A 24,788-nucleotide genomic window follows, 5' to 3' on the forward strand; every position below is an offset into this window, starting at 1 on the left:
CCCGGTAACACAGTTGCTGTATCCGCGGCGGTAACCGATATGGAACTGACACGTGATTGCGTCCGAATCGACATTCGGCCCAGTCGCACGGTAAGTTCTGCCGGGAACAAAAGACATAATGACAAGGGGCACAGGTATGACAGACGTGAGCGGGAAGATACGGGCCTGGGGTCGCCGACTCCTGGTCGGTGCGGCTGCGGCCGCGACCCTGCCGGGCCTGATCGGACTCGCCGGCGGTGCGCCGACCGCGGGAGCATTTTCCCGGCCGGGTCTGCCGGTCGAGTACCTACAGGTGCCGTCGGCGTCCATGGGACGCAGCATCAAGGTGCAGTTCCAGAGCGGCGGCGACAATTCTCCTGCGGTGTACCTGCTCGATGGCCTGCGGGCCCAGGACGACTACAACGGCTGGGACATCAACACCCCGGCCTTCGAGTGGTACTACCAGTCGGGCCTTTCCGTGATCATGCCGGTTGGTGGCCAGTCCAGCTTCTACAGCGACTGGTACAGCCCGGCCTGCGGTAAGGCGGGCTGCTCCACCTACAAGTGGGAGACCTTCCTGACCAGCGAGCTGCCCTCGTACCTGCAGAGCAACCGCAGCGTCAAGCCGACCGGCAGCGCCGCGGTCGGTCTGTCGATGGCGGGCTCGTCGGCCATGATCCTGGCCGCTTACCACCCCGCCCAGTTCATCTACGCCGGCTCCCTGTCGGCGCTGCTGGACCCCTCCCAGGGCATGGGACCGTCGCTGATCGGCTTGGCCATGGGTGACGCGGGCGGCTACAAGGCGTCCGACATGTGGGGTCCCTCGAGCGACCCGGCGTGGCAGCGCAACGACCCGACGCAGCAGATTCCGACGCTGGTGGCCAACAACACCCGCCTGTGGGTCTACTGCGGTAACGGCAAGCCCAGCGAACTGGGCGGTGCCAACCTGCCGGCCGAGTTCCTGGAGAACTTCGTCCGCAGCAGCAACCTGAAATTCCAGGACGCCTACACCGCGGCCGGTGGCCACAACGCCGTGTTCAACTTCCAGAACGACGGTACGCACAGCTGGGAGTACTGGGGCCAGCAGCTTCAGGCGATGAAGGGCGACCTTCAGGGGGCACTGGGCGCCCGAGGCTGACCCGTCCGACAACCACCTACTACTGCGCTTGACGGTGACCGCTGTCAAGCGCAGTAGTGCGTTCAGCGCTAACCGCCTCCTGCGACTTCGCCGGTGACATCAACCCACGCCGTCGGGTCGGTGCGGTGATCGCTGGTGTTGTGGCATTCCCCGTATACCCTTAGCACGCCCAAATTCGCGTCGTCGTCCTGGCGGTAGATGAGTGCGGTGACCGCGTTCTTGGACATGGACATGCTGTACGGGTGGCCGCCGGGCGGCAGACCCGCCACCCAGCGGTCGGCGATCAGGGCCTTTGCGATGTCCGCCAGGTAGACGTCGGCGCGGGTACCGGCGGGCACCGTGAAAGTGAGGTACACCGCTCCCTGGTAGGGCGGGTTCTCCCGGTCCCGGCACGACATCAACAGATAACCCGCCGTCGTCGGGTGCAGTTGCGCCGCGGCGACGATGTGTCTGGCCGCCCCGACGGCTTGGGTTCGGCTCTGTTCGTCGGAGGCTGCCGGGCCCGGGTGGTTGAGCACATCGGCGGACGTCGCATGTAGGCGGTCTACCGCCAGGAAAGTTCCGCCAAGCAGTAGCGAGATTCCGAGTGTGGCCGCCAGCAGTAACCGGGCCTGTGTCGAACGCAACCAGTCTGCACGCATGACACCATTCTTGGTCATCTGGCATACCCGGAGCGCGATTGACTGTCGTACAGACTGCACGTAACTTGCACTGAGGAAGCGTCGAAGGAGGTACGAGTGTTGGCTGCGGCGGACTCGTCCAACCCTTCCAGTGCGCCGGACGACTAGCCGGGCCTGACGAGTGCCATCCGAGGCGCCATGGCCCGCTCGGGCCGGCTCCGCTGCGGTTCCGCTCGTACTCGCGGCGTTCATCGCCGGCACGGCAACGGCGCCGGCCCGGGCCGACGGCGCCGGGCCCCTGACCGAGCTGGCGGCGACGCTCGCCGAGCGGCTGCAGATCGCTGAGCCGGTGGCCGCCTACAAGTGGAACGCGAACACTGCGATCGACGATCCCGCCCGCGTCGATCAGGAACTCTCAGCACTGCGCACCGAAGCCGCGGCCGCACACATCGACCCGGATTACGTCGGCCGTGTGTTCAGCGACCAGATCAGAGCAACCCTGGCCATCGAGTACCAGCGGTTCGCTGACTGGAAGCTGGACCCGGCCGGGGTGCCGCCGGCACCGGTGGATCTGTCCGTCTCGCGTGCCGCCATCGACGCGATGAACACTAAGATTTTGTCTCACATAACACTTAATTGGGGTTTGCTGAACTCCCCCGCATGCGCTGGCCTGCTGCAGGACGCCACCGGCGAAGCGATCCGGTCGCACCGCTTCGACGACCTGTACCGACGTGCCCTAACGGTCGCCACTGCGTCGTACTGCCGGGCCCAGCCGACCGCTTGAGCCCGCCCCCGCAACGGCGTTTGCGCCAATCTCAAGGCGGTAGACAACCGATCTCATAATTTTTTCTACTGGGTAACGCTTTGAACACGGTCGGCGAAATGCCGGACATGACGAACCACACAAAGCCCCTCATCAAGTCGGCGATCACCGCAGGATTCATCGCGACCGGCATGTCGCTGTCCACCGGTACCGCCGAGGCCGACGCCATGAACTGGGAAGCCGTCGCGCAGTGCGAGTCCGGCGGTAACTGGGCCGCCAACACCGGCAATGGCGCCTACGGTGGTTTGCAGTTCAAGCAAGCCACCTGGGAGGAATACGGCGGCGTCGGAAACCCCGCGAAAGCCTCCAAGCAGCAACAAATCGATGTTGCGAACCGAGTCCTGGCCGGTCAGGGTCCGGGTGCCTGGCCCAAGTGCGCGAGCGCCGGCGGCATGGGACCGGGGATCGCGCAGCTGCCCAAGCCGGGTCAGACGCTAACCCAGACCATCACCCAGATCATCGGATTGTTCACGCCCAGACAATGATTATCGGCGGGGCGCCGCGTTTTGTTACAGACGGCGTGATTGGATCCTTCTATGGAGGGTTCAGCGACAGTTCATATGGCGGCGCCGGCGGACGAGATCTGGGAATTAATTGCCGATATTCGAAATACCGGACGCTTCTCGCCGGAAACCTTCGAGGCCGAGTGGCTGGGTGAGGCGACCGGACCCGAACTCGGGGCGCGCTTTCGCGGCCATGTCCGCCGCAACGAGATCGGGCCGGTGTACTGGACAACTTGCGAGGTGACGGCGTGCGATCCCGGTCGCGAGTTCGGGTTTGCTGTGCTGGTGGGCGACCGGGTGGTGAACAACTGGCATTACAAGCTGGTGCCAGCAGGTGACGGCACGGACGTCACCGAGTCGTTTCGGCTAGCTCCGTCCCCGTTCAACAATGTCTACATGGTGTTGGGAGGCTTCTTACGTAAACGCCGCAACATACGAGACATGACAAAGACGCTGCATCGCATCAAAGATGTGGTCGAAGCAGGCTGAGGGGCTGGCGGAGATCAGATCGGTGAAGACGATATTCATCACTGGTGCGGGCAGCGGGATGGGCCGCGAAGGCGTCAGGTTGTTCCACGGCAGAGGCTGGCGAGTCGGCGCCATCGACCGCAGCGACGACGGCCTGGCCGCGCTCAGCGTGGAGCTGGGTGCCAGGTTGTGGACCCGAGTGGTCGACGTGACCGACAAGGCCGCTCTGGATACTGCGCTGGCCGACTTCTGCGCCGGCAACTCCGGCGGTGGCCTCGACATGATGTGGAACAACGCCGGCATCGGTGAGGGCGGCTGGTTCGAGGACGTGCCGTACGAGGCCGCCATGCGGGTCGTCGACGTGAACTTCAAGGCCGTGCTCACGGGCGCCTACGGGGCACTCCCCTACCTGAAGAAGGCGCCGGGCAGCCTGATGTTTTCGACGTCGTCGTCCTCGGGCACCTACGGCATGCCGCGCATCGCCGTCTACTCGGCGACCAAGCATGCCGTCAAAGGTCTGACGGAGGCATTGAGCGTGGAGTGGCAGCGTCACGGCGTCCGGGTGGCTGACGTGCTGCCCGGGTTGATCGACACTGCCATCCTCACCTCTACGCCACAGCACTCCGATGGCTCCACCGCCCAGATGTCCCACGAGGAACTGCTGGCCGCTGCGCCCAAAAGAGGCATGTTCCGTCTGATGCCGGCCTCCAGCGTGGCCGAGGCGGCCTGGCAGGCCTACCAGCACCCGACGCGCCTGCACTGGTATGTGCCGCGCGGCATCCGGTGGATCGACCGGCTGAAGGGCATCAGCCCGGAGTTCGTCCGAAGTCGCGTCATCAAAGCATTGCCCAGGCTGGATCCCAACCCGCAATAATGTGGGGGGCCGAAGGCGCCGCAGATGGGCCGAATAGGTAGGTGGCTGGTGCAGAACCGAACGGTCGCGGTGGCGGGAATCCTGGTGGCGTGCGCCAGCGCCGTGTCCGGTTGCGGTGGTGCGCAGATCATGCCCCGCAAAGCCGCGCACGTGACCATCGACGGTGCCGCGCACACCACGCGCCCTCCGGCGTGCAGTCAGATCGAGGCGTACCGGACCATCGACATCGGCGACCGCGGCGGCCAGGTTCAAGCGGTGGTCCTGCTCAGTGGCGACCGGGTGCTACCGCAGTTCGTCAAGATCCGCAACGTCGACGGTTTCACCGGCAGCTACTACGAAGGTGGGGTCGGCAACGCGCACGTCGACGTCAACAAGAATGCATACACCATCACCGGCAGCGCATCGGGCATCAACCGCAACAACCCCAACAAAGTCATCACGACGGACTTCAAGATCAGCGCCGAGTGCTGACCGTCGAGTGCCGACCGCCTACCCTGGCGGCAGGACACTCGATTCGATGGAGCCACGGTGAAAGAGAGACTGCACTGGTTCGCGATGCACGGCGTGGTCCGTGGTATTGCGAAATTCGGGATCCGGCGTGGTGACCTGCAGGCCAGGCTGATCGCCGATCCGACCGTCCTGGACGACCCGGTACCTTTCTACGACGAGGTGAGACGGCGCGGGGCGCTGGTACGCAACCGCGCGAGCTTGATGACGGTCGACCACCGCATCGCCCATGATCTGCTGCGATCGGATGACTTCCACGTCGTCAACTTCGGCGACAGCCTGCCGAAGCCGTTGCGCTGGTTGGAGTCTCACACTCGCGACGCGCGGTTGCACCCGATGCGGCCGCCGTCGCTGCTGGCCGTCGAGCCACCGGATCACACCCGTTACCGCAGGACGGTCTCGTCGGTGTTCACCTCACGGGCGGTGGCTGCGCTGCGTGACCGGGTACAGCAGACGGCCGACGAATTGCTCGATCAGCTCGTCGACCGGCCCGGTGCTGTCGACATCGTGGGGCGGTACTGCTCTCAGTTACCGATCACCGTGATCAGTGAGATCCTGGGCGTACCCGAATACGATCGGCGGCGCGTGCTCGAGTTCGGTGAATTGGCCGCCCCGAGCCTGGACATCGGGTTGTCCTGGCAGCAGTACCTGCGCGTGCGGCGCGGAGTCGCCGGCTTCAACGCGTGGCTGGTGCAGCATCTGCGACATTTGCAGCGCACGCCGGGTGACGACCTGATGAGCCAGTTGATCCGGACAGCGCAAAGCGGTGACGAGGAAAGCTATCTCAGCGATATCGAGTTGCAGGCCGTTGCCGGCCTGGTGCTCGTTGCCGGGTTCGAAACCACGGTAAACCTGCTGGGCAACGGAATCCGGATGCTGCTGGACCATCCCGGCCAACTGCAGAAGCTGCGTGCGCAGCCGGAATTGTGGCCCAACGCGGTCGAGGAGATCCTACGGCTCGACTCGCCGGTGCAGCTGACCGCAAGGGTGGCCAGCCACGACGTCGAGGTGGCGGGGATGCCGGTCTATCGGGACGAGGTGGTGGTGACCTACCTGGCTGCCGCCAACCGCGATCCGTCGGTGTTCGCCGATCCACACCATTTCGACGTTGAAAGGCCCAATGCCGGAAAGCATCTCGCGTTCTCGACGGGTCGCCACTTCTGTCTGGGCGCCGCGCTGGCCCGGGCCGAAGGCGAAGTCGGTTTACGTACGTTCTTCGACCGCTTCCCCGACGTCAGGGCCGCGGGTGTGGGCAGCCGCCGCAGCACGCGGGTGTTGCGGGGCTGGTCGACGCTGCCGGTGAACCTCGGTCCGGCCCGATCGATGGCCACGCGGTAGTCAGGCGAGATAACGACCGAACCGATCAATCGATGCCAGGCGTCGGCGGCTGCGACGGCGTTGTAGCGCCGCCCGTAGAAAGGCACCGCCGGCGATGCCGCTAATGCGCAGGCTGTCAGCAATTGCCAGACCAGTGCACTGTGGGAGGCCACTTTCGCAGTTGGCCGACACTGGAGTTCAGGTCGAGCGCGGCCCACGCGCCCTGCATTCGCCGCCCATGCCGCCCAGAGCCGTGGTTGACACCCATACGGTAGCCGAGTTTATTGGCGGGTATGACACAAGACAGTCCCGCGGAGGACGTCGTGACCGGGATGTGGCAGGCACTTTCGCAGCGGGACTGGAATGCCGTGAAGACGTTCCTGTCCGATGACTGCCTCTATGTGGACATGCCGGTGCCGGCGGTCTCGGCCCGTGGCCACGAGGACATCGTGACGAGGCTCAAGATCGGCCTTGCGGAGTTGGCGGGCTACGAGAATCACGACGGCGTGTTGGTGTCCAATGGATCGGACGTCGTGTACGAACACTCGGAGACGTGGACCTTTCGGACCGGCGAGCAAGGGGTGCTGCGGTTCGTGAGCGTACACAAGGTCGTTGACGGGAAAATTACGGTCTGGAAAGACTATTGGGATATGAACAGTCTGTTGGCATTCGCGCCGCCGCAACACTTCGAGAACCTGGCGAAGGGTGATGTGAGCTGGGTGTTTGACGCCAGCGCAGTGGTCTGAACACGTCGGTTCATGCGTTGATCGGGCCACGGGGATCGCCACTGGCCAGGCGGTAAATGCGCGCGGCATTGTGCTGGGCGATCAGGTCTACCACCCGGATCGCCTCGGCCTCGCTCCAATCGCCGGCCTCGACGAACCCGCCTAATACCCGCCCGATGCCGTTGCGCCACAGCGCGGCTCCGAGGAAATGCAGTTCCGGGGGGCCGAAACCGTCCGAGGAGTACAGGACCTTGCGGAAGGGGGCGAGTTCGAGGAGGCGGGCGATGAACGCTGGAGCGCGGGCCCCGAGATGGTTCACCGTCAGCCCGCCGTCAACATAGACGTTGTTGAAGGCCTGAGCCAGATAGCCGGCCTCGCGTTCGTAGGGATAGCAGTGCAGCAACACTATTGGGGTGTCCCCCGACTTGCGCAGGAAATCAAGCAAGTACAGCGGATTGGTCCTGTGCAGGTCGCAGTCGCGATCGCCGAAACCGACGTGGAACTGCAGCGGTTTGCCGAGGCGCAACGCCTGATACAACCCGAACCGCAGCAGCACCCGGTCGCGCAACCGGACGCCGCCCTGCTCGCGCCAGCGTCGCGCCGCGACGCTGACCTCCTTCGGTGACGGCTCACTCAGATCGCCTTCGAACCCGCTTCGGTAGGCCATGATCGACTTGGTGCCCACGGCGCCAGTGGCGCGGCGGTTCAGGATCTCTTCGAATGCCGACGCGTAATCGCCCGCGGCCTGCGCGGCCTCCTCGGCCACCTGCTCCAGACGTATCACCTCATAGGCGCGGCGACCCGACAGTTCACCGAGTTCGGCGACGCCGGTCACGCCTTCGGCGAATCCGGTGTCGACCAGCCAGTTGCTCACGCCGGCGGCCGGCAGGAACAGTTGCGCCAGTTCGGTTTCGCTGAATTCGCTCCGGCGCTCCCAATAGTCTTGCGGATCGGCATGTCTGGGTAGGCCGAGCAGTACGGCGCAGTGGTTGCGCACCGCGAAGCCGAGTTGAGTGTCGAAGGCGGAGTCGAAGTCGGCAAGTGGTTGTGTATTGGCTTCGTTGAGCGCGTTCTCGAAACGCCGCCGGTCCCCCGTCTCCAGCCAGCAGCCGTGCACGTGCTGGTCGATCAGCGCCACCTGCCGAACATGTTGCGCCAATGCGGAATGACGGATCGCCGACGTCATAGGCTCCAGGCCATCCGGAACTTGTCCGCCAGCGCTTCGGGACCCAAATTTGCGTATCGATCGTGCTCCATCCGGCGCACCGCAGTCACCGTGTCGACCACCGGGTCGCCCAGCAGCCTGCGCATGAGTGCCGAATTGTCCAGCGCGGTAATCGCTTCGATCTGCTCGTTGGGTAGCAGCCGAATTCCGGCACCGCACCTGTCGTCATCGGACAGCGTCGCCGGATCCACCGTCGTCTCCGGCGGCAACGCGGCCTCGCCGGTGATGCCGTCGAGTGCGAGCGCAAGAATCGCGGCGGTCGCCAGGTAGGGGTTGGCCGAGGGATCGCCGATCTTCACCTCGACGTTGGCGCCGCGCGGGTTCCCGGGGCCGCCCTGGATGAAACGCACTGCGGCTTCCCGATTTTCGATGCCCCAGCAGGCGTACGCGCCAGCCCAGTTGCCCGGCCGCAGCCGCAGGCCGGAGACGATCGATCCACACAGAATTCCCTGAGCCTCCGGTAGGCCGCGTAACAGCCCGGCCACCGCGGCTTGCCCGGCCGCCGTCATGCCACCAGGGCCGGTGCCGCCGGAGAATAGCGGGCCTTCCGGCATGGTGAGTGAAAAATGTTGGTGTGCACCAGATCCCACACTGCCTGCGAACGGTGCCGGGGACAGGCTGATTCGGAGCCCGTGGCGGCGGGCGGCACGGGCGATGATGATTCGCATCAACACCAGTTGGTCGGCGGCGGCCACCGGTGGCTGTGGCGCCAGCGAGAGCTCGAACTGATTGGGCCCGTATTCGGGATGGAACTGCTCGATCGCCACCCCGGCCAGCGTGGCGCCGGCGGTGACGTCGCGAACGAATGCCTCGTGTTCGAGAACACCGGCCAGGCCGTACTGCGCCCATAACGTTGCGGGTAGCCGGCCGCCGTCGGGATCTACCAGGAGAAATTCGATCTCGTGGCCGACGATGGCCTGGATGCCGGCTTGTTCCAGCGCGGCTTCGATGCGGCCGAGTGTCCCGCGGCTGCACGCCGCGACAGGGTGCCCGTCTTGCTCGAAGAATCCAGCGGGTGCCCACGCCAACCCGTCGCCGACGATGCGCATTGCCGACAGGTCGAGGCGCAGGCGTTGGTCGCCGACGACACTGACATCGTCGGTGAAGGCGATGCCGGTCTGGTCTATCGCGAACGCGTGCCAGGTCGGGCTGGCGCCCAGACCAGGATCGGCGAAGGTGTTGGTACGCCGGATCGGCACGGTCTTGGCGAGTGTGAGCCCGGCGGGATTGACCACGGTGCCGATGACGGTGTCGACCCCCTCGGCCTCGAGTTGGGCGATTGCCGCTGCGGCGAGCGGGGTGGCGGTCATGGCAGATATTGTGCGGCCCGAGCCGATGAACGCCGGCGCAGGGTCAGACTCGGCTGGGCAGGGTCAGCTTGCAGGCCTGACCGATGTCCAGGGTTCGCAGCACCCGGCCCATGCCCACCCACAGCGCGCACGAGATCGCCAGGTCGGCGAGCAACTCCTGGGAGAAATGTTCATTGGCCCGGGTCCAGAAGTCTTCGTCGTCGCGCAGCGCGGTGTGATCGGTGGAGAAGCGGTGTGCGAACTCGGCCGCCAGCCGCTCTTGCTCGCTGTAGCCCGCCCAGGTGCGCCACTCGGTGGCGTGGTCGTAGAGCTCCTCATCGACTCCTGCGGCCGGCCCGTCGGCGTCGCGGGTGTTGGCGCACACAACGCATTCGTTGTTGTTGGCGATCACGGCACGCGCAATTTCGCGGGTGCGCAGCGGCAACCTGTTGCTGGTGTAGACGGCTCGGCTGAAATTCGCCATGGCGCCGCCCAGTTCAGGCGATTTCAGGACCCAGCCGGCCACATCGTCATCGGCGAAACTTCCGATTCGGCTCATGGCGAGATGGTACGCCCGCGCACACCGGGGACGGCTAGGGCTTGAAAAGCGAACGCGGCAAGGGCCCATCTGGGGCAGGGCGGCGGCTCCGTGGATGCTCCCGATGACGTGCGTTCAACCCGCCAGCGCGCGTGGCTCCGCCAACTGGTCGAGGTCCTGGTACCAGTCGCGTTGCACCAGCACCCCGTCGGTGATGCGCTGCAGGGCCGCATCGAATTCGTCATGCCCCGGCTGTTCGGCGAAGTCGGCCGACAACTCCAAGTGGTCAGTCAGCCACTGGCGGATGAGCCCCGACAGCGAGTCGACCTGCCGCTGCCCCGCCGGGCTGAGCGACAGTCTGTCGCCGTCGCGCAGCGCGTACCCAGCCTCGACCAGGCGGTCGAAGACCGGTTCGAGCACCTGCGGAGGCACATGCATATGACTGGCGATGTCGGTGAGCTGCGCAGATTCGAAGAACCGCTGGTATTGACAAATCCTCAGCACGCCCCACAGCCCGGCCACGTCGAGCTCGCAACCAGGTTGCTTGGCGATATCGTCCAATCGCACTGTCGGCGCCTCGGCCAGCAAATGTCCGATTGCGATTTCCAGGACATCCTCGGGCGATTTGTTTCTCGGCACCGCGAAGCCGTCCCCCAGGCAACCGGGGCTGTCGTGGATGTCGGTAAGCGGCGTCTCCCGAAGACAGAGCGCGAAGATGAATCCGACCAGGGCGATGAACGCCGCACAGAGGAACACCTGTGCGAGAGAACCGGCATATGCCCGCACAATCGGGGCGGCCACGTTTTGTGGGAGCCGGTGTAGGGCGCCAGGAGAATGCGCGACAGTCGCGGACACCCCGCCGTCGAGCAACGCCGATCCTATTCGCCGGCTCAAGAAGTTCGCGAATAGTGCGCCGAATATCGCGGCGCCGAAAGAACCGCCGACCACGCGGAAGAAGGTGACACCCGAGGTGGCCACGCCCAAATCCTCGAATCGCGACGTGTTCTGGACAATGAGAATCAGCACCTGCATGGAAAAGCCGATACCGGCTCCGAGGATGACCAGGTAGAACGCCTGGACCGGCCACGGCGTCGACTCGTCCATCCGCGCCATCAGCAGGAATCCGACGGCCATCAGCGCGGTACCCGCCAGCGGGTAGATCTTATATCGACCGGTTCGGCCGACCAGAATGCCGGCGGCCAGCGACGTGGTAAGCAGGCCCAGCACCATGGGCAATGTGCGCAGACCCGAGCTGGTCGCGGAGACGCCGTCGACATAGCGCAGGTACATCGGCACGAAAGTCAGTGCGCCCAGCATCGCGAAGCCGACCAGCAAGGACAGCACCGCACACACCGCGAAAACCGGGCTGCGAAACAGCCGCGGCGGCAGGATGCCGGCAGCGGTCCGGCTTTCCACCCAGACGAAGACGCCCAGCGTGACGACGGCCCCGACGAACAGCCCGATGATCTGCACCGAGCCCCAGGCATAGTTGGTACCGCCCCAGCTGGTGGCCATGATGAGCGCGGTCATGGCCGCGGCGATCAGCAGTATCCCGAGGTAGTCGATAGCCGGCTTGGGGCGGCGGGGCAACGCCGGGATGGCGACCGCGGTGAGCGCCAAAATGGTGACCGTGACCGGCGCATTGACCCAGAACGCCCATCGCCAGTTCAGGTAGTCGGTGAAAATGCCACCGAAGAGCGGGCCGGCGACCGTGGTTACTCCGAACACCGCGCCCAGGATCCCTTGATAGCGGCCCCGGTCGCGAAGCGGAAAGACCTCACCGATCAGTGCCGCGGCGGTCACGGAGACCGCACCGCCGCCGATACCCTGCAACGCGCGCGAGATCGACAACATGGCCATCGAGTCCGAGACTCCGCACAGCACCGAGCCGGCCAGGAAAAGCGCCAGCGAGCTTTGCATCACCCGTTTGCGGCCCAGCAGGTCACCGAATTTGCCCGCTACCGGAATGACGACCATTCCACCGAGCAGGTACGCGGCGACGACCCAGGACTGGTGGATGGGGTCACCCAGATCTTCCACGATCGTGGGCAGTGCAGGCACCACCATGGTCTGGTTGCTGGCCGCGACCAGGACGGCGAACATCAGCGCCGCGAATATGACATTGCGGCGTAGCGGACTGATCGAAGCGCACGGGGATGGCGGGCCGACGGAGGTCGTCGGCTGTGCGGCCGGGCTCGTCATCGTTGACTCCCGTCGATGGTGGAGCCCGCGCGTGGCCCCGGATTAAGTTGGCGGCCGGGAGACGCACTGCGCGGAGTACAGCGCCTCTCCAAGTTTGTCCATCAATTCCAGCTGCGTCTGAAGATAGTCGAGATGGAGTTCTTCGTCGGCAACAATTTTTTCTAGCAGCTGAGCGCTGGTGGTGTCCTGCTTTTCACGGCACATGACTATTCCAGGGTTGAGCCTATTCAGCACCTCGATTTCGATTGCGATATCGGCCTCGAATTGCTCGCGTAGGGTCTGGCCGACCCGCAACGAGCCGATGCGTTGGTAGTTCGGCAAGCCGTCGAGCAATAAAATGCGGTCGGTGATCTCTTCGGCGTGCCGCATTTCGTCGAACGACTCCGCCCGGGTGTGTTGCGCCAGTTCGGTGAAGCCCCAGTTCTCCTGCATCTTCGCGTGCAGAAAATACTGGTTGATGGCTGTCAGTTCGCTGGTCAGCTGCTCGTTGAGCAGACGTAGCACTTCTGGGTCACCTTGCATGGTCACTCCTACGGTGTGGAGGCTGTCGTCGAGTCCGCGGGCGGGCCTGGGCTGTGGCGCGCCGCGCGGGTGGAGCGGCACCGTTGGGTGCCGGTTTCAATCTAGTGCAGCCGAGGCGAGTGAGCCCACGCTTAACTGCGCACTCGGCGCGTTTCACCGAGGCGCAACCGTGACCACGTGTTCTTACTTAGGTTAGACTCCGCTAACCAACTTAGGTTAGACTCCGCTAATATGACCACACAGTACGCGCCCCCGGCATGTGCGGGTGGTCTTCGCTGATGTACGTGTGCCTGTGCGTCGGAGCCACCAACCAGACGGTGTGTGATGCCGTGGCGCAGGGCGCGTCGACCTCGAAAGAAGTAGCCGCCCTCTGCGGGGCCGGGGGTGATTGCGGGCGTTGTCGCCGTACGCTGCGGGCCATCATTTCCGCTGCCCGCATGAATCACGTCGAATTGCAGTCCGCCTCGTCCGCCTGACCCCGATGGTTCCCGAAATCCGCCAACGCCGCCGCGTTGGCCTGTGCACCCATCAGTTCCGCGAAGTGCGCGTTCTCGCGCGCCGTCGCGGCCGCGATCTGCGGGCGCAGCGGCTCCACCATGGTGTGTTTGACCGCCATCAGACTCGAAATCGGCCTCGCTGCCAGGATGTCGGCATGCCGGCGGGCTTCCGGTAGAAGCCGGTCGGGCTCACAGACCCGCCACACCAATCCCATCCGCAACGCTTCCTGGGCGTCGATCCACTCTGAGGACATCAGCAGCCACGCTGCGTTCTGCCGGCCCACCAGCGCAGGCAGCAGATACGAGGACGCCGCTTCGGGTGCCACACCCAGGCTGGTGAACGGGCACTTCAGCCTGGCCGTGGTCGCCATGAAGGCCAGATCTGCGTAGCCGAGGATGGTGGTACCGATGCCCAGTCCGACACCGTTGACAGCGCAGATCAGGGGTTTGGAAAAGGCGTTGAGCGCCTCGATCAAGCCGGGGAAGCCGTATTTTCCTGGCTTGAACTCGGGGTCGGAGATCATCGCCTGCATGTCCGCGACGTCGGTGCCGGCGCTGAACGCGCGGCCCGCCCCGGTTAGCACGACGACGGCAACCTGGGGGTCCGCCGCGGCATCCAACAGCGCCTGTGCGGTCGCGTCGTAGAGCGCTTCGTTGAACGCGTTGAGCGCCTCCGGCCGGTTCAGCGTCAGAGTGCGGACCCGGTTGTCGTCATCGACCAGCAGCGTCACGCTCGGCAGCCTATCCGTTGCTGTAGACGCGGGTCGGCGCGATCAGCACCACCGCGCGCCGCTCTTCGGCCATCACCCGGTCGTATTCATCCCAGTCGTCGTGGGTGCCACCGGCCGCAATGAAGACGTCGCGCAGCAGCAGTCGCAACTGGTCCGGGCCGGACAGCCACGGCCGCGCGTCGTCGGGCCCGGCCAACTCCGCCACGCCCTCGACGGTGGCCCACCGCCAGCCATTGCGGAACGTCACCGCCAGCTGCGGCCGCGCCCGCAGGTTGGCGAGCTTGACCTTGCCGTAAGTGGTGAAGCCGAGCACGGGCTCTCCCCCGGCCGGGTGCCACAGCAGGCCGACGTTCACCAGCGACGCCTGCACGGTGCCGTCCGCGCGCACCGTGGCGATCACCGCCAGGCCACTTTCAGGCGCCGCCAGCGCCACCGCATCCTCGAGCGTCGTCATCTGCTTCCTCACCTCTCTCGGAACGGAGTCCTGATCACATAGCGGCTGGTGGGCACCGTGTCGATGTTCTGGTTTGCGCCGAAGGCGGAAGTGCTGGCCACCATCTTGCCCACCCGGTCCTGCAGGTCGGCGTCGTCGGCGGCGCCGAAAAACGCCTTGAGGTCGTTGACCGCCTCCAGCGGGAACAACTCCTCGACGATGGCCGAGATTCCCGGAGCGTCCGGGGTGAGCGCGCGGACCACCCAGTTCTGGGTGTAACCGAATGCCGACTGAGTCTCCATGGCCACCGGGGTGTGGTTGAGCTGCCAGCGGTCGAGCCAGGTAGCCTGGTCCAGGTCGTCCGGTCGGCGCAGCAATGCAATATTCGCCAAACCAGCTGTGCGTAAACCGAATTCGGATTCCGGACCGGGCATGGGTACGGATTCGGTGACCAGGTAGGCGGCGAGTCGCTCGCATTCGGCGTCCAACACGCGCAGTGCCGCCGTCATCTGCTCGCCGTAACACTGCTGGGTCCACACGCTCACCACCGCCGCGACCGGCGGGTCCAGCGTCGTCAGCGTCATCAGCGAGTCGCGCACCGCGCTGTCGCGGACGTTGACCGTCAGCCCGGGCAGGCCTAGTCCTGATAGTCCGGTGGCCACCGGGCCTCGCAGCCGGGCGCACCAGTCGTCGTCGAATTCGGCCCGCCGCAACACCACGATCACTTTCTCCATCCGCCGAACCTAACGCTGTCGTCGATCAGCTCGGCAATGATCCCGGCAAGCCGTCGGTAGGGCTCGTCGCGGCCGAACGAAGACCGAAACACCAAACCGATTTCCCGGTGCGGGCGCGGTGCCGCGAACCGGGCGAGACCGACACTGCTGCGGGCGGTTTCGACGGCGACCGCCGTCTCGGGGATCAACGTCACGCCCAGGCCACCGGCCACGCACTGCACCGCGGTCGCCAGGGAGGCCGCCCGGGTGTCGGCCGGCTCGGCGCGAACCCCGGCCTCGCGGCACGCGTCCAACGCTTGATCGCGCAGACAGTGGCCCTCGTCCAGCAGCAGCAGCGGCAACTCCGCCAACACGCCAGGCGATACCTGCTGCTTTCCCGCCAGTGCATGTCCCGGAGGCAGCGCCAGCACGAAATCCTCCTCGTACATCGCAATGGAGGTCAGGCCCGCGGAACTCGCCGGCAGCGCCATGACGGCCGCGTCCAGCGCGCCGTCGCGCAGCAGGCCCAGCAGACGCTCGGTCTTGTCTTCGACGACCCGCAAGGACAGGGCGGGCAGACGGCGCGGCAGCCCGGCCAGAACGGCCGGCAGCACGTAGGGAGCCACGGTGGGGATCAATCCCAGCCGCGTCCTGCCGGCCAGCGGATCGCCGGCTCCGGTCGCAGCTTTGGTGAAAGCCTCCGCCGCGTCGACGACCGCGCGAGCCAGCGGCAACAACTGTTCACCTTCGGGCGTAATGCGAACTCGGCGGGTGGAACGCTCGACGAGACTGGTGCCCAGCCCGGTCTCCAGCGTCGCCAGCGCCTGGGATAGAGTCGACTGACTGAGGCCGAGAACTGTTGCGGCGCCGCCGAAATGACGTTTCTGTGCCACCGCGACAAAGGCCCGCAAGCCGGCCAGGGTAGGTTGGAAGCTCTTATCGGACATGCCGATTAGTATAGTGCGATAAATCACCTTTACTTCACAGCTTGGTCGCGGCACCATAGTGACATCACCCTCTAATCTTGAATAGATCCAGTTAAGGAGCGTCATGTCTCTGTTGACGATCGGCCAGCAATTCCCCGCATACCAGCTGACCGCCCTGATCGGCGGTGACCTGTCCAAGGTCGACGCGCAGCAGCCGGGCGACTATTTCTCCACCATCTCCAACGACGACCATCCCGGCAAGTGGCGGGTGGTGTTCTTCTGGCCGAAGGACTTCACCTTCGTCTGCCCCACTGAAATCGCTGCCTTCGGCAAGCTGAACGACGAGTTCGAGGAGCGCGACGCGCAGGTGCTCGGCGTCTCGATCGACAGCGAGTTCGTGCACTTCCAGTGGCGGGTGCAGCACGAGGACCTCAAGAAGTTGCCCTTCCCCATGCTGTCGGACATCAAGCGCGAACTCTGCCAGGCAACCGGCGTGCTCAACGCCGACGGCGTTGCCGACCGTGTCACCTTCATCGTCGACCCGAACAACGAGATCCAATTCGTCTCTGCCACGGCCGGTTCGGTGGGGCGTAACGTCGACGAGGTGCTGCGGGTGCTGGACGCCCTGCAATCCGACGAGCTGTGCGCGTGCAACTGGCGCAAGGGTGACCCGACGATCGATGCCGGAGAACTGCTGAAGGCGTCAGCCTGATGAGCGTCGAAAACCTGAAGGCCGCCCTGCCCGAATACGCCAAGGATCTCAAGCTCAACCTGGGCTCTATCACCCGCACCACGGCATTGAACGAAGAACAGCTGTGGGGAACCCTGCTGGCGTGTGCCGCTGCCACCCGAAACGCTCAGGTGCTGGGCGAGATTGGCGCCGAAGCGGCCGACACCCTCTCGGAGCAGGCCTACAACGCCGCGCTGGGCGCCGCGTCGATCATGGGCATGAACAACGTGTTTTACCGCGGCCGCGGCTTCCTGGACGGCGCCTACGACGACCTGCGCGCCGGGCTGCGGATGAACATCATCGGCAATCCCGGTGTGGACAAGGCGAACTTCGAACTCTGGAGCTTCGCTGTGTCCTCCATCAACGGATGCGGCCACTGCGTGGTCGCCCACGAGCACACGCTGCGGGAATCCGGCGTGGGCCGGGAGGCCATCCTGGAGGCGCTGAAGGTGGCGGCTATCGTTTCGGGGGTGGCACAGGCAATCAGCACCGCCCAGATACTGGCGGCGGTCGGCTGAGTACGACCGGACCCTCGTGGATCGAACACGCGATCTGGTGGCAGGTTTATCCCCTGGGCTTCGTCGGGGCCTTTCCGTCGGAAGATCCGCCGGGCCCGGGGGAACACCGCCTGCGACGGCTGGTCGACTGGTTTGACCACGCCATTGCGCTGGGCGCATCCGGCGTCGCGCTGGGCCCGGTCTTCCACTCCCGCACCCACGGGTACGACACGACCGACCACTTTCGGATCGATCCGCGCCTCGGTGACGATTCCGACTTCGACTATCTGGTCGGCCAGGCGCGCCAACGGGGTCTACGGATCTTGCTGGACGGCGTGTTCAATCACGTGGGCACGGACTTCCCCCGCTACCGCGACCCCGAATCGGCACACTGGTTCAGCGGTGACAATTTCGAAGGCCACGCGGAGCTGATCGCCCTCAACCATAAGGACCCAGCGGTCGCTGACTATGTCACCGAGGTGATGACGCACTGGCTGGACCGCGGCGCCGACGGATGGCGCCTGGATGCTGCTTACACTATGCCGCAACGGTTCTGGGCCGAAGTGCTACCCACGGTCCGGAGCCGCTATCCCGATGCCTGGTTCGTCGGTGAACTGATCCACGGCGACTATGCTGCCGTCGTCGACGGCGCGAAGTTCAACTCAGCCACTCAGTACGAGCTGTGGAAGGCGATCTGGAGCAGCCTTAACGACGGCAATTTCTTCGAATTGGACTGGGCGTTGCAGCGCCACAACTCATTTCTGGAATCCTTTGTGCCGCAAACGTTCATCGGCAACCACGACGTCACCCGCATCGCGAGCCGGCTAGAGCACCCCGCTCATCCCGCCCATGCGCTGGTGATTCTGCTGACGACCGGGGGCGTGCCGAGCATCTATGCCGGCGACGAATTCGGCTTCCGCGGAGTCAAGGAAGAACGCTACGGAGGCGACGACGTGGTGCGGCCCGAATTCCCCTCTCCCCCATTGCCATTGGATGAGTGCGGGGCCGACGTCTGGGCGCTGCACCGGTACCTGGTGGGTCTGCGCCGCCGCCACCCCTGGCTGCATACGGCGAGGACCAGTGCGGTGCGCCTCGACAACAAGCACTACGTTTATGAGTCCCGCAATGGTCGAGACGCGCTACTGGTCGCGCTCAACATCGACGACAAGCCGCTGCGGGTGTCGCTGCCGAAGGCGGGCACAGCCCAAGCCCAACTGATCGCCGGCTCGACGGCGCCCCCCGAGGAGTTTGTCGACACCGTGGAAATCGAACCGCACGGCTGGCGGATTCTGCGTCCCTAAGCCAACAGCCGCAGCGTCAGCGGATCCGGCTCGCCGCCGTAGTACTTATCCAGCAACGCAATCAAGTCCTGGTTGTCATCGGTTGCCCGGGCGAACAGCGTCACCGACGAACGCAGCTTGAGCTGATCGGGCCAGCCGAAGATCTGCCCGGCCGAGCGACCCTGGATATCGTTGACCAGCCTCACGCACTCGCGCAGTCGCGGCCCGAGCAGTTCATGGTCCAGATAGGCGCGGGCCTCCTCCAGCGAGGCGATGCCGTACCGCTGCGCCGTCGGACTGCCACCCAACCCGCGTAGTTGCGGAAACACGAACCACATCCAATGGCTGCGCTTTTGTCCGCCGCGCAGTTCGTCGAGCACGGTGTCGTACACCCGGGCCTGCGCGTCCACGAAGCGCTGTAAATCGAACATCCCTCCACCGTCGCACACTGGTTAGATGAACGAATGGCGGTCAAGCGGCAGGTGCCCAAAATCCGGGATCTGGCTCCGCTCATCCAGTTCAAGCGGCCACAGTTGAACCGCACCGCACGGCGCCTGGACGCCGCGCTGACCATCGAGGACCTGCGGCGAATTGCCAAGCGGCGCACCCCGAGGGCGGCGTTCGACTACACCGACGGCGCCGCCGAGGGCGAGTTGTCCATTGAGCGGGCTCGACAAGCGTTCCGCGACATCGAATTTCACCCGACCATCCTGCGCGACGTGAGCACGGTGTCAACCGGCTGGGATGTGATGGGCGCCCCGGTGGACTTGCCGTTCGGGATCGCGCCGACCGGGTTCACGCGTTTGATGCACGCCGAGGGCGAGATCGCCGGTGCCCGGGCCGCCGCGTCAGCCGGCATCCCGTTCTCGCTGTCCACGCTGGGCACCACGGCCATCGAAGACCTCATGGCCGCCGCCCCGCATGGCCGCAAGTGGTTCCAGCTGTACATGTGGCGCGATCGCGAGCGGTCGATGGCATTGGTCCAGGGCGCCGCGGATGCGGGCTTCGACACCATGCTGGTGACCGTCGACGTCCCGGTCGCCGGGGCCCGATTGCGCGACGTGCGCAATGGGATGTCGATCCCGCCGGCACTGACGCTGCGCACCGTCCTCGACGCTGTGCCGCACCCGCACTGGTGGTTTGATCTGTTGACCACCGAACCGCTGTCTTTCGCGTCTCTTGATCGCTGGTCAGGCACCGTCGGCGAGTACCTGAACACCATGTTCGACCCCAGTGTCACCTTCGACGACCTGGCCTGGATCAAGTCGAAGTGGCCGGGCAGGCTCGTCGTCAAAGGGATCCAGACGCTGGACGATGCCCGCGCCGTCGTCGACCGAGGTGTGGACGGGATCGTCTTGTCCAACCACGGTGGCCGGCAACTTGATCGGGCGCCGGTGCCGTTTCACCTGCTGCCCGTGGTGGCTCGCGAGCTGGGCCGGGACACCGAGATTCTGATGGACACCGGCATCATGTCCGGCGCCGACGTCGTCGCGGCAATCGCCCTGGGGGCGCGCTGCACGCTGGTGGGGCGGGCCTACCTCTACGGGCTGATGGCCGGCGGGGAAGCCGGCGTCCGTCGGGCCATTTCGATTCTCGAGAGCGGAGTCATCCGCACCATGGCGTTACTGGGTGTGACGTGCCTGCAGGAGCTTGCGCCCACACATGTCACCCAGCTTCGGCGGCTGGTGCCGCGATAGCGCGATGCGCACCAGATCGTTGAAGGCCTGACCGGGCTCCACGTAGTTCGAACAGACTGGCGGATAGTGCGTGAGGTACCTGGTGCGTCGTTCGCTCGCGCCGGTGCCCACCCATGCCGGAGTCCTCCGGGTCCGGGGCACGCGGACGGGTGTGAGCGGCACCACCCAATTACCGCGCGGGGCGTATTCGGATGCGGAACAAATCCGGACCCGGCTGGGTTAAGCGAAGCAGACTCAACTCTTGGAGGATTGATGGCTCAAGCCAAATCGGTTCCCGTGCTGTTCGTCACCGACACCATCGTGCTGCCCGGAATGGTGGTGCCGATCGCACTGGACGACGCTGCGCGAGCGGCAATCGACGCTGCCCGTGCCAGCGATTCAGGGCAGTTGCTGATCGCGCCCCGGCTGGACGACCGGTATCCGTCGCACGGTGTGATCGCGAAGATCTTGCAGGTGGGACGTATGCCTGGCGGCGGTTCGGCCGCGGTGGTGCGCGGTGAACTCCGTGCCCAGATCGGCGCGGGCGCATCCGGTCCCGGAGCCGCGCTGTGGGTCGAGGTGACCGAGGTCGCCGAGACCGAGGTGACTGACGAAATCAAGACGCTGGCAGCGGAATACAAGAAGGTGCTGCTGGCGATCCTGCAGCGCCGTGAGGCCTGGCAGATCGTCGACTACGTCAACAGCCTGACCGACCCGTCCGCGCTGGCGGACACGTCCGGATACGCGTCGTACCTGAGCGATGTGCAGAAGCGGCAGCTGCTCGAGACGGTCGATGTCGGGGAGCGACTGCGCGTACTGATCGAGTGGACCGGCGAGCACCTGGCCGAAACCGAGGTCAACGACAAGATCGCCGACGACGTGCGAGCAGGCATGGAGAAGACGCAGAAGGAGTTCCTGCTGCGCCAACAGCTGGCCGCCATCCGCAAGGAACTCGGGGAAACCGACGACGGCGCAGGGTCTTTGGAAGACTACCGGGCACGTGTCGAAGCCGCGGAGTTGCCCGATAAGGTGCGCGAAGCCGCGCTGCGCGAGGTCGGCAAGCTGGAGCGAGCCAGCGACCAGAGCCCGGAGAGTGGTTGGATCCGCACCTGGCTGGACACCGTCCTCGACTTGCCGTGGAATGTCCGGACCGAGGACGCGACGGACCTGGCGGCGGCGCGTGGGATCCTGGACGCCGACCACCACGGCCTGGACGATGTCAAGGACCGCATCGTCGAATACCTTGCCGTGCGGACCCGTCGCGCCCAGCGCGGCCTGCAGGTCGTGAGCGGACGCGGCTCGGGTGCGGTGATGGTGCTGGCCGGTCCACCCGGTGTCGGTAAGACCTCACTGGGTGAGAGCGTGGCCCGTGCCCTGGGCCGCAAGTTCGTTCGCGTCGCCCTCGGTGGGGTGCGAGACGAGGCGGAGATCCGCGGGCACCGGCGCACGTACGTGGGTGCGCTGCCGGGCCGCATCGTGCGGGCCATCGGTGAAGCGGGATCGATGAATCCCGTTGTGCTATTGGACGAAATCGATAAGGTCGGCTCCGACTACCGGGGCGACCCGGGTGCGGCGTTGCTCGAGGTGCTCGACCCTGCGCAGAACCACACCTTCCGCGACCACTATCTGGATCTGGATCTGGACCTGTCCGACGTGGTGTTCCTGGCCACTGCCAACGTGGTCGAGAACATTCCCTCGGCCCTGCTGGACCGCATGGAGTTGGTGCACATCGACGGCTACACCGAGGATGACAAGGTCGCCATTGCCCGCGATTACCTGCTGCCCCGGCAGCGGGAGAGGGCGGCGCTGACCGAGGACGAGGTCACGGTCACGGATGCCGCGCTGCGCAGGATCGCCGCCGACTACACCCGCGAGCCCGGCGTTCGGCAGTTCGAACGGCTGCTGGCCAAGGCGCTGCGCAAGGTGACCACCAAACTCGCTTCCAGATCGGACGGGACCGGTGACCCACTCGTGGTCGACGAACCCGACCTGGTTGGTTATCTTGGCCGTCCGCGGTTCACCCCGGAATCGGCCGAACGGACCGCGGTGCCCGGTGTGGCCACCGGTCTGGCCGTCACGGGCTTCGGTGGTGACGTCCTCTACATCGAGGCCGGCGCCACCGACGGGCCAGGCCAGCCGGCCCTGCAGCTCACCGGGCAGTTGGGCGACGTGATGAAGGAGTCCGCGCAGATCGCGTTGTCCTACGTGCGTTCGCACGCCGACGAGTTAGGTGTGGACCCCAAGCTGCTGGATCGCCGCATCCACGTGCACGTGCCCGCGGGCGCGGTGCCCAAAGACGGTCCGTCCGCAGGGGTGACGATGGTGACAGCGCTGGTGTCGATGGCCACCGGACGCCAAGTCCGCGCGGATGTCGGCATGACCGGCGAGGTCACCCTCAACGGCCGGGTGTTGCCCATCGGCGGTGTCAAGCAGAAGCTGCTGGCCGCCCAACGTGCCGGGCTTTCAACCGTTTTCATCCCGGCGCGCAACGAGCCCGATCTGGATGACGTGCCTGCCGAAGTGCTCGACGCGCTGACCGTCAAACCCATGACGGATGTCGCCGAGATCGTTGCCCAGGCCCTGGAACCGATGGCGCAAATGGCAACGGCCGCCGCCTGAGACCCGCCGGGCAGCTCGCGGGCCGCCCGGCGAAATCTGTCAAGTACCTGGAAGGTTCCTGAAGAAATCCCGGGTGAAGACGTTTAGCCCACTCGGCGCCGGGCTACCCCTTGTTGGGGCAAACAACAACTACACGTCAACGCTGTTGCGCTGCCCGCGTGGCAGTCTCACCCGCATGACAAGGAGTTCGCATGAAGCTCAGCAAGATTGCAGCCACCGCCGCGATGACCGGTGCACTGGGGTCAGCCGCGCTCGGAATTGGCGCCGGTTTCGCGCAAGCCGATCCGTCCGGACCGGGTGGTCCCGGGCCGAATGTGCCCGGACCGAACATTCCGGGACCGAATGTACCGGGCCAGCAGCCTGGGCCGGGCTATGTGCCGGGGACGCCGATTTGTAACGGCGGACCGGGCGTCAATTGCAATGGACCGGGCAGCCCACTTCCCCCTGGGCAAAATGGATTCCCCCCGCCGGGGCACTACAACGACCCTGTTCGCTACGGTCTTCCCGCCGTGTGGTCACCGGAGCTCAATGGGCCGCAATATCCGGTCGTGTTCAACCCGGCCGTCAACCAGTGGGGCGTCTTCGTCAACGGTCAGTTCGTCGCCTACGCCGGGACCTAGCCCCAGGCTCGTAGCCCCACACTCGACGAAGACAGCCGCCTCCCACCGGGGGCGGCTGTCTTCGTGTGCGGAGACAAGTGGAGCAAGCTCGCCGCGCAAAGCCTCAAGGTCTCAGGCACCATTCCGCGGCGGTCACTGTCTTTCCACGTCCTAGCGGAATGGGGGCTGCGCGCACTCGGGGTCCCAGTGGCAAAATCACCGCTGTGAGCGTTAAACGGCAGTTCGTGCACCGTATACAACGGATGGTTGTCAATCCGCTGGGCCGCAAGCTACCGGTCACCATGTTGGAGACGATCGGGCGCAAGTCGGGCCAGCCCCGGCTCACCGCGGTAGGTGGCGCCGTGGTGGACAACCAGTTCTGGATGGTTTCCGAACACGGAGAGCATTCGGACTACGTGTACAACATCAAGGCCAATCCCAAGGTTCGGGTGCGCATCGGCGGGCAGTGGCGCACCGGGACCGCGCACCTGCTGCCCGACGACGACCCACGGCAGCGGCTGCGGAAACTACCGCGTCTGAACGGTGTTGGCGTTCGGACCATGGGCACCGACCTGTTGACCATTCGAGTGGATCTGGACTGAGGCAGGTGGCCTACGACACCGATCTGGCCGAACGGATCCGGGAGCTGCTGGCGACCGAGCCGATCGACGAGATGCGGATGTTCGGCGGGCTGGCGTTTCTGATCGGCGGACACATGGCGGTGGCCGTCAGCAGTGAGGGCGGCCTGCTGGTCCGGGTGCCGAAGGAAGACACCGACACGTTGCTCGGGCTGGCGTACGTCAGTCCCATGGTGATGGCAGGGCGGGAAACCCGCGGCTGGTTACGCGTCGCTGCCGATGGCGTGAAAACCAAACGCCAGCTTCAAACCTGGGTGGCGCGCGGCGCGAACCATGCCCGTTCACTGCCGCCCAAGTGAGGGTGCGGGTTTGCTGCGCGACGTTGAGGGTACGCCGCCGGTATGGATGCTTCAGAGCAGCGGGTACGGCGGTTGCTCGAGGCGGCCGGCACCACCTATGCCGAGCAGGCCGGCCTTGACGAGAAATCGCGCACCGCTGCGATCACGACCCGCGACAGGTGTCACGAATGTTGAAGCAGTTCAAGGGAATCGGCGATACCGGCGCCGATATCTTCCTGCGTGAGGTGCAGGACGTGTGGACCTGGGTGCGCCCCCATTTCGACGAGCGTGCCACCGCCGGCGCCGGAGAGCTCAAGCTCCCCACCGACCCGGCGGAACTTTCGGCGTTCGCACCGTGCTCCAATGCGCGACTGGCGGCGGCGCTGGTGCGCGTGTCGCTCGACGACGACGTGCGCCTGCAGGTGACCGGTTGACGCGTCG

29 protein-coding genes and 1 pseudogene are annotated in these 24,788 nt (G+C 65.5%); 19 read left to right on the plus strand and 11 right to left on the minus strand.

Translation table 11 applies throughout. The features are described 5' to 3' along the window. Nucleotides 1–136: 136 nt before the first annotated feature. Nucleotides 137–1,117, plus strand: a complete 981-nt coding sequence (ag85B, locus tag ACX9NE_RS20765; RefSeq protein WP_459364919.1) for a diacylglycerol acyltransferase/mycolyltransferase Ag85B — start codon at nucleotides 137–139, stop codon at nucleotides 1,115–1,117. 68 nt (nucleotides 1,118–1,185) lie between these two features. Here the strand turns inward: ag85B and ACX9NE_RS20770 are convergent, their stop codons facing one another. Continuing rightward, nucleotides 1,186–1,758, minus strand: a complete 573-nt coding sequence (locus tag ACX9NE_RS20770; RefSeq protein ID WP_459364920.1) for a hypothetical protein — start codon at nucleotides 1,756–1,758, stop codon at nucleotides 1,186–1,188. A 160-nt stretch (nucleotides 1,759–1,918) separates the two neighbouring features. Here ACX9NE_RS20770 and ACX9NE_RS20775 point away from each other — a divergent pair, with 160 nt between their 5' ends. From ACX9NE_RS20775 to ACX9NE_RS20805, 7 genes are all read left to right on the plus strand, one after another. Then, nucleotides 1,919–2,521 carry a chorismate mutase gene (locus tag ACX9NE_RS20775; protein ID WP_459364921.1) on the plus strand — a complete coding sequence of 201 codons (603 nt, stop codon included), beginning with the start codon at nucleotides 1,919–1,921 and terminating at the stop codon, nucleotides 2,519–2,521. Nucleotides 2,522–2,619: 98 nt separating this feature from the next. Continuing rightward, entirely contained in the window at nucleotides 2,620–3,045 is a 426-nt protein-coding gene (locus ACX9NE_RS20780) for a transglycosylase family protein (protein WP_459364922.1), read from the plus strand. Between the two features lie 51 nt (nucleotides 3,046–3,096). Beyond that, complete coding sequence (locus ACX9NE_RS20785; protein WP_459364923.1) at nucleotides 3,097–3,552, plus strand: SRPBCC family protein; 456 nt, start codon at nucleotides 3,097–3,099, stop codon at nucleotides 3,550–3,552. Nucleotides 3,553–3,574: 22 nt separating this feature from the next. Beyond that, nucleotides 3,575–4,405: an SDR family oxidoreductase gene (locus ACX9NE_RS20790; protein ID WP_459364924.1), complete on the plus strand. Its 831-nt coding sequence runs from the start codon at nucleotides 3,575–3,577 to the stop codon at nucleotides 4,403–4,405. A gap of 48 nt (nucleotides 4,406–4,453) precedes the next feature. Beyond that, complete coding sequence (locus tag ACX9NE_RS20795) at nucleotides 4,454–4,876, plus strand: lipoprotein LpqH (protein WP_459364925.1); 423 nt, start codon at nucleotides 4,454–4,456, stop codon at nucleotides 4,874–4,876. Nucleotides 4,877–4,933: 57 nt separating this feature from the next. Next, on the plus strand, nucleotides 4,934–6,250 hold the full coding sequence (locus ACX9NE_RS20800; RefSeq protein ID WP_459364926.1) for a cytochrome P450: 1,317 nt from the start codon (nucleotides 4,934–4,936) through the stop codon (nucleotides 6,248–6,250). 272 nt (nucleotides 6,251–6,522) lie between these two features. Then, a complete protein-coding gene (locus tag ACX9NE_RS20805) occupies nucleotides 6,523–6,975 on the plus strand; it encodes a nuclear transport factor 2 family protein (RefSeq protein WP_459364927.1) in 453 nt (150 codons plus the stop codon). Nucleotides 6,976–6,985: 10 nt separating this feature from the next. Here ACX9NE_RS20805 and ACX9NE_RS20810 read toward each other — a convergent pair whose 3' ends face one another. The 5 genes from ACX9NE_RS20810 to bfr form a co-directional block, all read right to left on the minus strand. Next, nucleotides 6,986–8,140, minus strand: coding sequence for an amidohydrolase family protein (locus ACX9NE_RS20810; protein ID WP_459364928.1), 1,155 nt, complete (start codon nucleotides 8,138–8,140; stop codon nucleotides 6,986–6,988). Then, nucleotides 8,137–9,489: a type I glutamate--ammonia ligase gene (locus ACX9NE_RS20815; RefSeq protein WP_459370755.1), complete on the minus strand. Its 1,353-nt coding sequence runs from the start codon at nucleotides 9,487–9,489 to the stop codon at nucleotides 8,137–8,139. The genes ACX9NE_RS20810 and ACX9NE_RS20815 overlap by 4 nt, the downstream gene beginning before the upstream one ends. A 43-nt stretch (nucleotides 9,490–9,532) precedes the next feature. Beyond that, complete coding sequence (locus tag ACX9NE_RS20820) at nucleotides 9,533–10,027, minus strand: carboxymuconolactone decarboxylase family protein (protein WP_459364059.1); 495 nt, start codon at nucleotides 10,025–10,027, stop codon at nucleotides 9,533–9,535. Between the two features lie 114 nt (nucleotides 10,028–10,141). Beyond that, nucleotides 10,142–12,208, minus strand: coding sequence for an MDR family MFS transporter (locus ACX9NE_RS20825; RefSeq protein WP_459364060.1), 2,067 nt, complete (start codon nucleotides 12,206–12,208; stop codon nucleotides 10,142–10,144). Nucleotides 12,209–12,250: 42 nt separating this feature from the next. Further along, on the minus strand, nucleotides 12,251–12,730 hold the full coding sequence (gene bfr, locus ACX9NE_RS20830; RefSeq protein ID WP_459364061.1) for a bacterioferritin: 480 nt from the start codon (nucleotides 12,728–12,730) through the stop codon (nucleotides 12,251–12,253). A gap of 278 nt (nucleotides 12,731–13,008) precedes the next feature. On the opposite strand from bfr, the gene ACX9NE_RS20835 reads away from it, so the two are divergent. Next, on the plus strand, nucleotides 13,009–13,206 hold the full coding sequence (locus tag ACX9NE_RS20835; protein WP_459364121.1) for a (2Fe-2S)-binding protein: 198 nt from the start codon (nucleotides 13,009–13,011) through the stop codon (nucleotides 13,204–13,206). On the opposite strand, the gene ACX9NE_RS20840 is transcribed toward ACX9NE_RS20835, so the two are convergent. Genes ACX9NE_RS20840 through ACX9NE_RS20855 form a run of 4 tightly spaced genes read right to left on the minus strand, consistent with a single transcriptional unit; the run spans nucleotide 13,173 to nucleotide 16,051 of the window. After that, nucleotides 13,173–13,958 carry an enoyl-CoA hydratase/isomerase family protein gene (locus ACX9NE_RS20840; protein WP_459364062.1) on the minus strand — a complete coding sequence of 262 codons (786 nt, stop codon included), beginning with the start codon at nucleotides 13,956–13,958 and terminating at the stop codon, nucleotides 13,173–13,175. The two genes, ACX9NE_RS20835 and ACX9NE_RS20840, sit on opposite strands and share 34 nt — an antisense overlap. A gap of 10 nt (nucleotides 13,959–13,968) precedes the next feature. Beyond that, entirely contained in the window at nucleotides 13,969–14,412 is a 444-nt protein-coding gene (locus ACX9NE_RS20845) for a TIGR03618 family F420-dependent PPOX class oxidoreductase (RefSeq protein ID WP_459364063.1), read from the minus strand. 8 nt (nucleotides 14,413–14,420) lie between these two features. Beyond that, the gene (locus ACX9NE_RS20850; protein WP_459364064.1) at nucleotides 14,421–15,125 is read right to left on the minus strand and encodes an EthD domain-containing protein; all 705 of its coding nucleotides are present in this window, start codon (nucleotides 15,123–15,125) and stop codon (nucleotides 14,421–14,423) included. Further along, on the minus strand, nucleotides 15,113–16,051 hold the full coding sequence (locus ACX9NE_RS20855; protein WP_459364065.1) for a hydrogen peroxide-inducible genes activator: 939 nt from the start codon (nucleotides 16,049–16,051) through the stop codon (nucleotides 15,113–15,115). The genes ACX9NE_RS20850 and ACX9NE_RS20855 overlap by 13 nt, the downstream gene beginning before the upstream one ends. Nucleotides 16,052–16,154: 103 nt before the next feature. Here ACX9NE_RS20855 and ACX9NE_RS20860 point away from each other — a divergent pair, with 103 nt between their 5' ends. Genes ACX9NE_RS20860 through ACX9NE_RS20870 form a run of 3 tightly spaced genes read left to right on the plus strand, consistent with a single transcriptional unit; the run spans nucleotide 16,155 to nucleotide 18,558 of the window. Beyond that, a complete protein-coding gene (locus ACX9NE_RS20860) occupies nucleotides 16,155–16,742 on the plus strand; it encodes a peroxiredoxin (RefSeq protein ID WP_459364066.1) in 588 nt (195 codons plus the stop codon). Then, a complete protein-coding gene (locus tag ACX9NE_RS20865) occupies nucleotides 16,742–17,278 on the plus strand; it encodes an alkyl hydroperoxide reductase (RefSeq protein ID WP_459364067.1) in 537 nt (178 codons plus the stop codon). The genes ACX9NE_RS20860 and ACX9NE_RS20865 overlap by 1 nt, the downstream gene beginning before the upstream one ends. A 20-nt stretch (nucleotides 17,279–17,298) precedes the next feature. Beyond that, on the plus strand, nucleotides 17,299–18,558 hold the full coding sequence (locus tag ACX9NE_RS20870; protein ID WP_459364122.1) for an alpha-amylase family protein: 1,260 nt from the start codon (nucleotides 17,299–17,301) through the stop codon (nucleotides 18,556–18,558). Here ACX9NE_RS20870 and ACX9NE_RS20875 read toward each other — a convergent pair. After that, on the minus strand, nucleotides 18,555–18,968 hold the full coding sequence (locus ACX9NE_RS20875; RefSeq protein WP_459364068.1) for a DUF1810 domain-containing protein: 414 nt from the start codon (nucleotides 18,966–18,968) through the stop codon (nucleotides 18,555–18,557). The genes ACX9NE_RS20870 and ACX9NE_RS20875 overlap by 4 nt on opposite strands. Before the next feature lie 33 nt (nucleotides 18,969–19,001). Here ACX9NE_RS20875 and ACX9NE_RS20880 point away from each other — a divergent pair, with 33 nt between their 5' ends. The 7 genes and pseudogenes from ACX9NE_RS20880 to ACX9NE_RS20910 form a co-directional block, all read left to right on the plus strand. Beyond that, nucleotides 19,002–20,234 carry an alpha-hydroxy acid oxidase gene (locus ACX9NE_RS20880; RefSeq protein ID WP_459364069.1) on the plus strand — a complete coding sequence of 411 codons (1,233 nt, stop codon included), beginning with the start codon at nucleotides 19,002–19,004 and terminating at the stop codon, nucleotides 20,232–20,234. 252 nt (nucleotides 20,235–20,486) lie between these two features. After that, entirely contained in the window at nucleotides 20,487–22,832 is a 2,346-nt protein-coding gene (lon, locus tag ACX9NE_RS20885; RefSeq protein ID WP_459364070.1) for an endopeptidase La, read from the plus strand. A 191-nt stretch (nucleotides 22,833–23,023) separates the two neighbouring features. Further along, on the plus strand, nucleotides 23,024–23,452 hold the full coding sequence (locus ACX9NE_RS20890; RefSeq protein ID WP_459364071.1) for a hypothetical protein: 429 nt from the start codon (nucleotides 23,024–23,026) through the stop codon (nucleotides 23,450–23,452). A 158-nt stretch (nucleotides 23,453–23,610) separates the two neighbouring features. Further along, nucleotides 23,611–24,033: a nitroreductase family deazaflavin-dependent oxidoreductase gene (locus ACX9NE_RS20895; protein WP_459364072.1), complete on the plus strand. Its 423-nt coding sequence runs from the start codon at nucleotides 23,611–23,613 to the stop codon at nucleotides 24,031–24,033. Nucleotides 24,034–24,038: 5 nt separating this feature from the next. Further along, complete coding sequence (locus ACX9NE_RS20900) at nucleotides 24,039–24,368, plus strand: TfoX/Sxy family protein (RefSeq protein WP_459364073.1); 330 nt, start codon at nucleotides 24,039–24,041, stop codon at nucleotides 24,366–24,368. 42 nt (nucleotides 24,369–24,410) lie between these two features. After that, entirely contained in the window at nucleotides 24,411–24,542 is a 132-nt protein-coding gene (locus tag ACX9NE_RS20905; RefSeq protein WP_459364074.1) for a hypothetical protein, read from the plus strand. After that, nucleotides 24,488–24,781 (plus strand): annotated as a pseudogene (locus tag ACX9NE_RS20910) (endonuclease); the annotation flags it as partial. The gene ACX9NE_RS20905 and the pseudogene ACX9NE_RS20910, both read left to right, overlap by 55 nt. Nucleotides 24,782–24,788 lie beyond the last annotated feature (7 nt).

The sequence above is a fragment of the Mycobacterium sp. ML4 genome (assembly GCF_054515735.1).